Here is a 12,032-nt window from a genome sequence, read left to right on the forward strand (position 1 = left end):
CGCTCCTGCTGCACCCGCGCCTGCGCAGAGAGCTGGCTACCCGCCTCCTGCGCCAGATTCCGCACCTGCCGACCCGCCTCGGCGGCCACCTCCCCACCCTGCTCCTGCACCGACCCCAGAACCTGCGCGCCCTGGGTGGCCGCGGTGTCCGCTACCGCGCGCACGGAATCCGACGCCGCGCCGCTTCCGGCGGGGGCGGCAGAGTGGCCCGTGCCGGCAGGCGATCGTGTGCCGACGACATCCGCCATCGTGGTGACTCCTCGCGTGTGATGGACCGCCTCCCGGACGGGGGCTTGTCGCGACCTGTACCCCGCACACGCACGGGATACTCGTCCACCGTCCGATGGGGTGCCACGTACCGCGCCCCGCGAGCGGCGTCGGTCAGGCCCGACGGTCGGGGCCGACCGCGGCGGCCTCGGCCCGGTGCACCACGTACCGGCTCTTGCCGGCCTGCTTCGCCCGGTACATCGCGGCGTCGGCGGCCCGCAGCACCTCGTCGGGGTCCGGGCCGGCCGAGCCCGCCACGCCGATGCTGACCCGCAGGTGCAGCGGGTGGCCGTCCACCGGGACCGGCTCCCGCAGCGCGTGCAGGACCCGGTCGGCGACCCGGACCGCCTCGGCGGCGTCCGCCCCGGGAAGCAGCACGGCGAACTCGTCGCCGCCCAGCCGGGCCGCCGTGTCGGAGGTACGCAGGCAGCTCCGCAGCCGCTCGGCGAGCCCGACCAGCGCGGCGTCCCCCGCGTGGTGGCCGAGCGTGTCGTTGATCCCCTTGAAGTCGTCCAGGTCGATCGCCAGGACGGCGGCCCCCGGCGCCTGCGCCGCCGGGGCGGGCCGGGGGGCCAGCGCCTCCTCCAGCCGCTCGCCGAACAGCGAACGGTTCGCGAGCTGCGTCAGGGGGTCGTGGGACGCCTGGTGCTGGAGGAGCTGCTGCAGCTCGCGGGCCGCGGTCACCTCGCGGCTGTTGCTGATCAGCCCGCCGACGTGCGGGGCGTCGATCAGGTTCGTGGTGATGACCTCCAGCCAGCGCCAGGTGCCGTCGGCGTGCCGGTACCGGGCCTGGTGGGTGTGGCTGCGGCCGGGCGTGGCCAGCAGGGCCCGCATCGGCGCCTCGACCTGTGCCCGGTCCTGCGGGTGCAGGAACGTCGCGGCGGACCGGCCGTGCAGCGCGCCGGCCCGGTAGCCCAGGATGCGCTCGGCGGCGGGGCTGACATAGGTGACCCGCAGGTCGGCGCCGGTGATGGTGGTGATGTCGGAGGAGTGCTCCAGCAGCGCGCTCATCCGCTGCTCCTGCCGGCCGAGCTGGGCCAGCAGCCGGTCGTTGTCGGTGAACGCGACGAGCTGGCGCGCCACCACCAGGGCGACGCTGAGGAGCACCGCCGACAGCACGCCGACGGCCTGCGCGTTGACGCCCCGGCCCGAGGCGTTCAGGAGCTGGGGCAGCGAGACCAGCAGCAGGCCGAAGACCGCCGCCAGGGTCAGGTACGGCAGCAGGCTGTACGAGCGGCGGCGCCACCGGCCGCGCGCCGCCCGGCGCACCGACCAGCCCGTCCGGCGCTGGACGAGGACGCCGGCCACGCCGAGCAGGGCGGGCAGCAGCCAGACCAGCATCCGCAGGCCGTACACGTCGGCGTTGGCCAGGTCGGGGATGGGCAGGGTCAGGTTGGCGACGCTGATCACGCCGACGGAGGTGACCAGCAGGACGGCGGCGGGCCAGACCACGGGCGGGTCGTCGCTGACGGCCAGGCGCGCCCCGGCGAACGTGGTCAGGACGAACACCGCGGCGGTGACCAGCGCCAGCGCGATCTGGCTCCAGCTCGACCCGGGCCGCACGACGAGGAACCAACTGAACGCGGCGGCGCCCACCGACACGGTGCCGGTGTCCAGCCAGAAGGCGAGGCGGGCCCGCCCGCTGCGCCAGCGCACGGGGTGCCGCAGCATCGTCACCAGGACCGTGAGCAGCCCGCTGGACAGCCCGACCGCCTGGAGGATCGCCAGCCCCTGCGGCCACTCCAGGTACCGCAGTCCGGCGAACGCCGAGCCGACGTCGCCGACCATGAACACGGCCGAGGCGAAGCTGAGCGCGCGCCAGAACGCGCGGGCCGGGCCGGCCGGCAGGCTGCGCGCGACGCCGACGCTGACGGCGACGAGGACGACGTCGAGCAGCAGCATGGCGGCCCAGAAGACCTGGAGGCGGGCCGCGGCCCCGCCCCAGCCGCTGCCGAAGTACGCCGCGAGCGCCGCCGTCGCCACGGGCAGGCCCACGACGAGCAGGCCGCCCCCGGGACGCGGTGCCTCGGCGGACGGCTGCGGCTCAGCTCTCGACATCAGGCGCCCCGGCTCCTCTCGTGCGGCCCACCGTGCCCTGTCGTCGGGCCGGGCCGGAAGTCAAGAAGAAGTAAGGAGCCGATCGGTATTTGCTGGTGAGCCGCGCGCGTCGGCCCCCGGGCACGGGTCCGGGCGCGCCCGCCGTCCCGATCGTCCCCGGCGTCCGGGGCGGGCGGCGGCGTCGAGCTGACATTGAGGTTGGTCATCCACCGTGTCGGCGGACCCGGCAACCGTGCCGGGGGCCGACTCCCCGCAACGGAGGACATTTCCATGCGCAAGACCGCTATCGGGTGCGGCGTCGCCGTACTCGCCCTGTTCGGCGGCCTCACCGCCGCCGGGCCGGCCGGTGCTGCCGCTGCCGCGGCCAACGAGATCTACCTCGGCGACGCGACCCTCGCCCCGGGCGCCACCTCGGACGCCAACGCGCTGTATGTGAACTTTGACAGCGACTTTCTGTTCGTGCAGAACGCGACGGTGACCTACGACTACAGCAAGGCCGCCGGCGTCGTCGGCATCACCTCCGACGACGAGGACTGGGACTCCTGTACGGCCGGCACGGGCAAGCTGAACTGCAAGCTCTCGGAGTGGGAGCTGTACGACGGCTCCGACGTCCTGCCGACCGTCGCCCTGAACGCCCCGGCCAACGCCAAGGTCGGCGCCTCCGGCACCGTCACCGTCACGATGACCGACGCCGCCACCGGCACCCTGACGACCGCCTCCCGGGTCCGGGTCGCCGAGGCCGTCGACCTCGTGGCCGGCGCCGCGCAGAAGGCCACTGCCGCCGTGAACGGCACCTTCGACCAGAAGGTGAGCGTCCGCAACGGCGGCAAGAAGGCAGTGACCGGCGTCGTGGCCGTCTTCGGCGGTACGAACAACGTCGTCGACGACGAGACCGACTACGCCAACTGCAACTACGACGCGGACGGCGTCGCCGTCTCGTGCGCGTTCGACGACACGCTGGCCGTCGGCAGGACGTACACGGCGACCATCCCGATGCTCGTCGGCGCGGCCGCGATGGCGCCGGGCAGGCAGCGCAGCGAGATCACCTGGATGACGCCGGCCGAGGCCGAGGACGCCATCGACGAGGACGACGCGGGCGAGCCGGGCGAGGGCGACCCGCTGGTGCTGACCGAGGCCAAGGGCGTGCGGGCCGGCGAGCAGGCCGACGCGAACCCGGACAACAACACCTCCGTCACCGACGTCACCGTCACCGGCAAGAACGGCGCGGACGTCGCCGTCGCCGGCAGCACCGCGACCGGCAAGGTCGGCAGCACGGTCGAGCTGGAGCTGACCTACACCAACAACGGCCCGGCCGACCTGGAGACCACCGACGAGAACCTCGCCGTCACCGCGGTCGACGTGACCCTGCCGCAGGGCACCTCGATCGTCGGCGACCCCGACCAGGGCTGCGAGCTGCTGGAGGGCAGCACCTACCGGTGCTACGCCTTCGGCGCGCTGCTGGCCGTCGGCGAGTCCGAGTGGTGCGCGTTCCAGGTCCGCGTCGACCGGATCGTGCCCAACGGCGCGGGCAGGGTCAGCCTGGTGACCGACGACGAGTTCGTCCTCCACAAGAGCGACACCAACGCCGCGAACAACAGCGCGCAGCTCGTCGTCAAGGGAAGCTGAGCGACGCCGCGGGGACGCCGGTCCGGCGTCCCCGCGGCACCTCGGCCGTCGCGCCCACGCCCGGGGTGAGGCGGTCAGTAGCCGGGCAGGGTCGGGTCCACGTCGCGGATCCAGGCCAGGATCCCGCCGTCGAGGTGCACCGCGTCGGTCCGGCCGGCGGCCCGCAGCGCCGCGAGCGCCCGCGCCGAACGGGCGCCGGACTTGCAGTGGACCACGACGCGGCGGTCCGCCGGCAGCTCCGCGACGCGCGCGGGGTCGGCGAGCAGCCGGTCCAGCGGCAGCAGGACGCTGCCGGCCAGGCGGACCAGCTCGTGCTCCCACGGCTCGCGGACGTCCAGCACCAGCGGGTCGCCGCCGGCCGCGCGCAGGTCGCGCAGGGCCGCGGGCGAGATCGTGTCGCCGGCCGCCGCCGGACGGACGCCGCAGAAGTACGCGTAGTCGGCCAGCAGGTCGCGCTGGGTGGCCCGCGGTCCGCACAGGACGCAGTCGGGGTCGCGGCGGAGCGCCACGGTGCGCTGCTGCATCCGCAGGGCGTCGTGCAGCAGCAGGCGCCCGACCAGCGGTTCGCCGATGCCGGTCACCAGCTTGACGGCCTCGGTCGCCTGGACCGCACCGACCGCGGCGCACAGCACGCCGAGCACGCCCCCCTCGGCGCAGGACGGCGCGTCCCCCGGGGCGGGCGGCTCGGGGTACAGGCAGCGGTAGCAGGGGCCGTGCGCCGCCCAGAAGACCGACGCCTGGCCGTCGAAGCGCAGCACCGAGCCCCACACGTACGGCTTGCCGAGCAGGACGGCCGCGTCGTTGACCAGGTACCGGGTGGCGAAGTTGTCGGTGCCGTCCACCACCAGGTCGTACCCGGCGAACAGGTCGCGGGCGTTGCCGACGTCCAGGGTCGTCGGGTGCGGCTCGACCCGCACCAGCGGGTTGACCGCGGCCAGCGCCGCCGCCGCCGAGGCGGTCTTGGCCCGGCCGATGTCGCCCTGGCCGTGCAGCACCTGGCGGTGCAGGTTGGACTCGTCCACGGTGTCGGGGTCGACGACGCCGATCGTGCCGACCCCGGCCGCCGCCAGGTAGAGCAGGACCGGCGAGCCCAGCCCGCCCGCGCCGACGCACAGGACCCGCGCGTTCTTCAGCCGCCGCTGGCCGACCTCGCCCACCTCGGCGAGGGTGAGCTGCCGCGCGTAGCGGCGGCGCTCGGCGGCGGTCAGGGCCGCCCCCGGGGCGACCAGTGCCGGCAGTGCCATGGCTGCCCCTTCCCTCCGGTCCCGCGGCCCGGGCTGCCGTGCCGCCGGGACGCCCGCGGCGTCCCGCGCCATCGTGACACGGCCGGGCGGCGGCCGTCAGCGGGCGCCCTCGCCGTAGTCCTTCAGCGGCGGCCCGGCCGTCAGCAGCGGCGGGGCGTTCCACTTCTGGAGGGCGGTGTCGTCGCAGGCGGCCACCACCAGCTTGCCGATCTCGGGGAAGTCCGCCGGCCGGTAGAAGTCCGCCCGGGTGGCGGTGTCCGTCGGGGCCAGGCAGTACCCCTCGGCGACCGCGTCGCCGTCCTCGTCGGCCTCCCGGATCCGGTAGCTGGTCGCCGGGTCGCCGGTGTCGCGGCTGACGGTCCAGCGGGTCCGGTCCGGGGTGGCCCGGGCCGGGTCGCAGCGCACCGGCACCACGTACCGGCCGGGGGCCGGCGTGCCCGGGCTCTGGAGGCAGTAGGTGCCGAGCGCGGTGCCGTCGTAGTCCTCGGCGCCGATGGTGATCGGGCCGGTGGCGGTCGCGCCGCCCGCCGCCGGGGTCGGCAGGGTGAGCCGCTGGTTCCAGTCGGCCGTCCCGGCGACCTTCTGCTTGCAGGGCCACAGGATCAGGTACCCGAAGTCGATCGTCATCTCGGTCACGTCGATGCACCGGCCGAACTGGTGGAAGTTGACTAGCTGCCCCAGCTTCGCGCCGGCCCGGCCCGCCCCGACGGTCGCCTCCGGCGTGAACGACTTGCGCGAGTTGTACGTCGGGGTGTCGGTCGTCGAGTCGTGCTCGCAGTTGTTGGCGGCCCTGGCGCCGAGCGTGACCAGGCTGTTCACGGCCCCGGGTGTGGCGGCGTTGAAGCAGAACTGGTCGACGCCGGTACCGCTGGTGTCGATGCCCTGGAAGTTGGCCCAGTCGTTGAAGGCCCACTGCTGGCGCCACGTCACCGGGGACAGGCACCGCTGGAGCCGCACCTGGTCGCCGGTGCGGTGGCTGCCGCCCGCGTCCAGGCACAGCGGGGTCGCGCCGCCGGACACGAGCGTCAGGCTCAGGTCGGGCCGGTACGCGAAGCTCTGCCGGGGGGAGCCGGGGTCGCAGGTCTGGAGGGTGAGGGGGAGGCCGGCGGCAGGGGCGGCGCCGCCGTCGAAGCACAGGTTCGTGCCGTACTCCCGGATCAGCCCGCCGGGGATCACCGCGTCGGTGGTCTGGAACACGTACGTCACCCACAGCGCCCGCTGCCGGGCGGCGGCGTCCGGGCCGGCGGCGGGGGTGCCCCACGCGTGGATCAGCGCGAAGCGGGGGCTGGCCGCCGGGCCGTCGGCGGTGCAGGCGACGGCGTTGGCGGCGGCCCACTGCGCCGAGCGCCCGTGCGGGTCGGCGGTGAGGTAGTCGACGCGCACCCGGTACCGGTTGCCGCCGGCCTCGGTGCCGGCCCACTCGCCGCAGGGCAGCTTCCGGTGGTCGCCGACGGTGGCGTCCTCGGCGGCGTGCGCGGCGCGGATGTGGCCGACCGCCGCGTCGATCCCGGACCGGGCGGCCGTCAGCGCCTGCTCCCGGTCGACGTCGAGCCTGGTCGCCGCGGTCTCCACCAGGACCGCCGAGAGCGCGACGGTGCTCGTGGCGACGGCCGTCAGGACCAGCAGCAGCGCCATCGGCAGCGAGCCGCGGTCGCCGCGGGGCCGCCACGCCGCCGCGGGGTGAGACGGGCGGGTGGCGCTCACCGGGCCTCCGCCCGGCAGTCCGCGGCCCGCCCGGCGCCCCGGTTGGCGCTGTTGAGCGCGACGAAGGTCGTGTCGGCGAGCCGGCTGACCACCGCCCCCTCGTCGACGAGCCGGGCCAGCACCCGCACGCGCAGCCGCTGGTACAGGTGCGCGGCGTCGATGTCGTACCGGGTGAAGGCCGGCGCGTCGGCCGGCGCCGACACGGGCGCGGCGACCAGTTCCCATGCCGCCTGCGGCGCGCCCAGCGGCCAGGCGCGCCGCTCCAGCCGCGTACCGGCCAGCCGCAGTTGCAGGCAGCGGCCCACGGCGGCGTTGCTGAGCAGCAGGGTCACGGCGGGGTGGCCGGCGGCCGTCGCGGACGGGTCGACATCGGCCGCGTACCGCACCTCGGTCTCCAGCCGGGCGAACGCCCGCCGCGTGCTGCCCTGCGCGTCGGCGGCCCCCTCGATCGTCCGCGTCGCGCGGCTGACCTGGACGATGCCGGCGGTGACGGTGAGCAGGACGACCAGCAGGATCCCGCTGGCCACCAGCACCTCGGCGAGGGTCACCCCGGCGTCGTCGCCGCCGCGCCGGCTCACCGGGTCCCCCGGGTGACGGCGGCTCCGGCGATGGCGGTGAGCCGCACCGACGCCGCGGTACCCGCCGCCGCGCCCTGCGCCGTCGGTTCGGCGACGGCCGGCGCCAGGGCGTGGAAGACCGGGTCGGTGGTGCCGGCGGTGCGGGTGGTGGCGCTGAGCCGGGCGCAGCCGGCCGCCGGGCACTCGACGCCCGACCAGGTCAGCGCGACGACCACCCGGACGAACTCCGCGCCCGCCACCGCGGTGCCGCAGGCTGCCGACGGAGTGCGCTGCCAGCAGCGCCCGACGAAGTACTGGCGCCGGACCGTGACCCCGTCCACCCGCGGCAGCGCCACCGCGACGGTGGGCAGCCGCGCGCCGACGCCCGCGCCGGCCGCCGCGGCGGGGTCCACGGCGGCGACCATCGAGGCCAGCGCGGGGCGGGCCGCGGCGGGCGCCGCCGCCCACTGGGCCGCCACCCCGGCCGCGTCCCGCCCGCGGACCAGCTCGCCGACCGGCAGGGCGCGCACGGCGTCCAGGCTGTCCCCGGCGACCCGCCCGGCCTCCTGGAGGACGCCCTGGGCGTCGGTGGTCCGCAGCGCCCGGGCCAGGAACGCCGTCACCGGGAACATCACGACCCCCACCAGTGCCGCTGCGACCATCGCCTCGACCAGCGTGAAGCCGTCCGCCGACCGGGCTCGGCGGACCAGCCGCGTGCGGACGGAGGACACCTTCTGCCTATCGGCAGCCCCCGGCCCGAACCGAGCGCCTCAGCGGGCCAGCGGCCGGAACCCGCGCAGCCGCAGGCTGTTGGCCACCACGAAGACCGACGACAGCGCCATCGCCGCCCCGGCGATCATGGGACTGAGCAGCCCGAGGACGGCCAGGGGCAGCGCCACCACGTTGTAGGCGAACGCCCAGAACAGATTGCCGCGGATCGTCCGCAGCGTCCGCCGGGCCAGCCGGATCGCGTCCGCCGCCACCCGCAGGTCCCCGCGGACCAGGGTCAGGTCGGCGGCCTCGATGGCCGCGTCGGTCCCGGTGCCCATCGCCAGCCCCAGGTCGGCGCGGGCGAGCGCCGCGGCGTCGTTGACCCCGTCGCCGACCATCGCCACCACCCGCCCCCGCGCCTGGAGGGCGGCGACCACCGCCGCCTTCTCCGCCGGCAGCACCTCGGCGTGCACCTCGGTGATGCCCAGGGCGGCGGCGACGGTCCCGGCCGCCGCGGCGTTGTCGCCGGTTAACAGCACGGGTGTCAGGCCCAGCCCGCGCAGGGCGGCCACGGCGTCGGCGGAGGTCTCCTTCACCGTGTCGGCCACCACGCACGCGCCGCGCGCCTCCCCGTCCCACCCGGCGAGAACCGCGGTGTGGCCGCGCCGCTCGGCGTCGGCGACGGCGCGCGCGACCTCCTCCGGTACGACGAGACCCGACTCGGCGAGCAGCCGGGGCCGGCCGACCACCACGCGGACACCGTCGACCTCCCCGACGACGCCCAGGCCGGGCCGGTTGGCGAACCCGGTCACGGCGGGCAGCGGGCCGGTCCGGTCGGCGGCGGCGCCGGCCACCGCCCGGCCGACCGGGTGCTCCGAGGCCGCCTCCACGGCACCGGCGCGGCGCAGCAGCAGGTCCGGGTCCGCGCCGGGCGCCGCCACGACGTCGACCAGCGCCATCCGGCCCGTGGTCACCGTGCCGGTCTTGTCCAGGACGACGGTGTCGACCCGCCGGGTCGACTCCAGCACCTCGGGGCCGCGGATGAGGATGCCGAGCTGCGCGCCGCGGCCGGTACCCACGAGCAGCGCCGTCGGCGTGGCCAGCCCGAGCGCGCAGGGGCAGGCGATGATCAGGACGGCGACCGCCGCGGTGAACGCCGCCGCGGACCCGTACCCCGCCCCGAGCCAGAAGCCGAGCGTGCCGGCGGACAGCGCCAGCACGACGGGGACGAAGACGGCCGAGACCCGGTCCGCGAGCCGCTGGACGGCCGCCTTGCCGGCCTGCGCCTCCTCCACCAGCGCGGCCATCCGCGCGAGCTGGGTGTCGGCGCCGACCCGCGTCGCGCGGACCGTCAGCCGGCCGCCGGCGTTGACGGTCGCGCCGACCACGGCGTCGCCGGGGCCGACGTCGACCGGTACGGACTCGCCGGTGACCGATGCCGCGTCGACGGCCGAGCTGCCCTCCTCGACCACGCCGTCGGTGGCGACGCGCTCGCCGGGCCGGACCACGAAGCGGTCCCCGACCACGAGCTGGCCGACGGGGATCCGCTGCTCCTGCCCGCCGCGGCGGACCGTGACGTCCTTGGCGCCCAGGGCCAGCAGCGCGCGCAGCGCGGCGCCCGCCCGGCGCCGCGCCCGGTGCTCGAAGTACCGCCCGGCCAGCAGGAACACCGTCACACCCGCCGCGGCCTCCAGGTAGATCGCACCGGCGCCGTCGGTGCGGGCGACGGCGAGGGTGAAGCCGTGCCGCATCCCGGGCACCCCGGCGGTACCCAGGAACAGCGCCCACGCCGACCAGCCGAACGCGGCGAGCGTCCCGACGGAGACGAGGGTGTCCATGGTGGCCGCGCCGTGGCGCAGGTTGGCCCAGGCGGCGCGGTGGAACGGCCAGCCGCCGTACGCGACGACGGGTCCGGCGAGCGCGAACGACAGCCACTGCCAGTACGTGAACTGCCACGGCGGGACCATGGCGAGGGCGACCACCGGTACCGCGAGGACGGCCGACACGGCGAGCCGCTGGCGTACCGGGCGCAGGTCGTCGGCGCCCTCGGCCGGGTCGGCGCCGGTGCCGGCGTCGCGGTCGGCGAGCGGCGGCGGGAGGGTGGCGGTGTAGCCGGTGCGGTGGACGTCGGCGACGAGGTCGTCGACGCTGACCGCGCCGGTGTAGTGCACCGTGGCCTTCTCGGTGGCGTAGTTGACGGTCGCGGTGACGCCCTCGCGGCGGTTCAGCCGCTTCTCGATCCGGGCGGCGCAGGAGGCGCAGGTCATCCCGCCGATCACCAGGTCGACGCGGTGGGTGGCCGGGTCCTGGACCCGCGGCCCGGTCACCGGCCGGCGCCTTCGTGGTCGGCGCCCGGGTGTGCGAGGCCCGGGTGTGCGAGGCCCGGGTGTGCGAGGCCCTGGTGGACGTCGCCCGGGTGGGTGTCGCCCGGGTGGACGGTGGCCTGGGGGGCCGGCGCGGGGCCGGGGCGGGGCGGGGCGGCCGGGGCGACGACGCGGCCGAGCCCGAAGGCGGCGGCGAAGACCGCGACCAGCACGGCCGCGAACAGCCCCAGGCGGGCGGGCACGGCCATGTCAGCCGACCAGCTCGTACCCGGCCTCGTCGACCGCCGCGCGCACGGCGGCCGGGTCGGGCGGGGTCTCGCTCACCACGGTCGCCGTACCCGCGGCGAGGTCGACCGTCACCTCCCGCACGCCGGGCAGGGCGCGCAGTTCGCGGCCGACCGCCTCGACACAGTGCTGGCAGGTCATCCCCTGGACCGCGTAGCTGGTCTCCATCGGTGCCGTCCTCTCAGCCGGTATACCCACCTGGGGTATGAGGAAACCAAGATTACCTCATACCCCCGAGGGGTAACCACCCGCGCCCCCGCGCGGGGGCGCTGCACGGTCCCGGGTGCACCTCCGGCGCCACCCGTGGGCGGGGGGCTCAGGGGCGGGCGGCGAGCTGCTGGATCCGGGCGATCTCGGCGGACTGGGTGTCGGCGATCGTCGCGGCGAGCGCGCGGGCCTCGGGGTTGGCGCCGTTGGCCTTCTCCCTGCCCGCCGTCTTCGCCGTACCCTCGTCATGCGCGATCATCAGCGTCAGGAAACGCCGGTCGAAGGCCGCCCCGCGGAGCCGGGCCAGCGCGCGCACCTCGGCGGGGCCGACCAGGCCGGGCAGGTCGCCGGACCCCGGGTGGCCGGCGGCCGGGCCGGCCGGCGGTACCGGCTCCCCCCACGCGCGCAGCCAGCCCGCGAGTTGGTGGAGCTGCGGCTCCCGGGCGCCGCGGGTCGCGGCCGCGAGCGCCCGGACCTCGGCGCCGGCCCGGGTACCGGCCAGCTCGGCCAGCTCCAGGGCCTGCCGGTGGTGCGCCGTCATGCCGGCGGCGAACGCCACGTCCGCCCGGCTGAAGACGGGCGACGCCGTCGGGCCGGCGACCGCGGCGGTCGGGGCGGCCCCGCCGCAGCCGCCGAGCGCCACCACAGCGACCAAGGCGGGCACGGCAGCCCACGCGGGCTGACCGGCCCGCGCAGGCAGAGCGGCCCACACGGGCAGAGCGGCCCGCGCCCGCGCCGCGGTCGAGACCGTCGGGGCGGGGCCGGGCGGCGCCGGACGGCAAGCGGTCCTGCGGGACATCGGTGTTCCCCTCCCGGGTCGTCCGGTCGGCGGCGGCGGGGTCCCCGGCCCGCGCGCAAGGTCCGCGGCACGGGGCGGCGCCGGTGATCATCGCCGCGGAGCCTAGCCGCGGCGGCGGCGTGGTCGCGCGATACGCACCGGTACATCGGGGGGCGTTTCGGGCCGGCGGCAACGCCCGCGCGTCGCGGCGCGTCTGACCTGCTGTCAGTACCGCACCTGCCGCGGTCGGCCTGCGGGCCGGTGTCCCGGC

11 protein-coding genes are annotated in these 12,032 nt (G+C 76.6%); 1 reads left to right on the top strand and 10 read right to left on the bottom strand.

Going from position 1 to position 12,032, the window contains the following annotated elements; genetic code table 11:
• Positions 1-248: hypothetical protein (locus IEY75_RS16325; RefSeq protein WP_373290283.1), on the bottom strand; the 248-nt coding region annotated here is incomplete at its 3' end.
• A 133-nt stretch (positions 249-381) separates the two neighbouring features.
• Positions 382-2,325 carry a sensor domain-containing diguanylate cyclase gene (locus IEY75_RS16330; RefSeq protein ID WP_189115234.1) on the bottom strand — a complete coding sequence of 648 codons (1,944 nt, stop codon included), beginning with the start codon at positions 2,323-2,325 and terminating at the stop codon, positions 382-384.
• Between the two features lie 270 nt (positions 2,326-2,595).
• Here IEY75_RS16330 and IEY75_RS16335 point away from each other — a divergent pair, with 270 nt between their 5' ends.
• Positions 2,596-3,951 carry a COG1361 family protein gene (locus tag IEY75_RS16335; RefSeq protein ID WP_189115235.1) on the top strand — a complete coding sequence of 452 codons (1,356 nt, stop codon included), beginning with the start codon at positions 2,596-2,598 and terminating at the stop codon, positions 3,949-3,951.
• A 74-nt stretch (positions 3,952-4,025) separates the two neighbouring features.
• Here the strand turns inward: IEY75_RS16335 and moeB are convergent, their stop codons facing one another.
• From moeB to IEY75_RS16375, 8 genes are all read right to left on the bottom strand, one after another.
• Entirely contained in the window at positions 4,026-5,195 is a 1,170-nt protein-coding gene (moeB, locus tag IEY75_RS16340) for a molybdopterin-synthase adenylyltransferase MoeB (protein ID WP_189115236.1), read from the bottom strand.
• Positions 5,196-5,291: 96 nt separating this feature from the next.
• Positions 5,292-6,899, bottom strand: a complete 1,608-nt coding sequence (locus tag IEY75_RS16345; protein WP_189115237.1) for a ricin-type beta-trefoil lectin domain protein — start codon at positions 6,897-6,899, stop codon at positions 5,292-5,294.
• Positions 6,896-7,477, bottom strand: a complete 582-nt coding sequence (locus IEY75_RS16350; RefSeq protein WP_189115238.1) for a PulJ/GspJ family protein — start codon at positions 7,475-7,477, stop codon at positions 6,896-6,898. Before IEY75_RS16350 ends, IEY75_RS16345 begins: the two co-directional genes overlap by 4 nt.
• Complete coding sequence (locus tag IEY75_RS16355) at positions 7,474-8,187, bottom strand: type IV pilus modification PilV family protein (protein WP_189115239.1); 714 nt, start codon at positions 8,185-8,187, stop codon at positions 7,474-7,476. Before IEY75_RS16355 ends, IEY75_RS16350 begins: the two co-directional genes overlap by 4 nt.
• A gap of 39 nt (positions 8,188-8,226) precedes the next feature.
• Positions 8,227-10,434, bottom strand: coding sequence for a heavy metal translocating P-type ATPase (locus IEY75_RS16360; RefSeq protein ID WP_189115297.1), 2,208 nt, complete (start codon positions 10,432-10,434; stop codon positions 8,227-8,229).
• Positions 10,435-10,490: 56 nt separating this feature from the next.
• Complete coding sequence (locus tag IEY75_RS16365) at positions 10,491-10,739, bottom strand: hypothetical protein (RefSeq protein ID WP_189115240.1); 249 nt, start codon at positions 10,737-10,739, stop codon at positions 10,491-10,493.
• 1 nt (position 10,740) lies between these two features.
• A complete protein-coding gene (locus IEY75_RS16370) occupies positions 10,741-10,944 on the bottom strand; it encodes a heavy-metal-associated domain-containing protein (protein ID WP_189115241.1) in 204 nt (67 codons plus the stop codon).
• A 148-nt stretch (positions 10,945-11,092) separates the two neighbouring features.
• A complete protein-coding gene (locus IEY75_RS16375; RefSeq protein WP_229789794.1) occupies positions 11,093-11,629 on the bottom strand; it encodes a DUF305 domain-containing protein in 537 nt (178 codons plus the stop codon).
• Positions 11,630-12,032: the final 403 nt, after the last annotated feature.

The sequence above is a fragment of the Pilimelia terevasa genome, from assembly GCF_014647915.1.
Taxonomy (GTDB): Bacteria; Actinomycetota; Actinomycetes; order Mycobacteriales; family Micromonosporaceae; genus Pilimelia; species Pilimelia terevasa.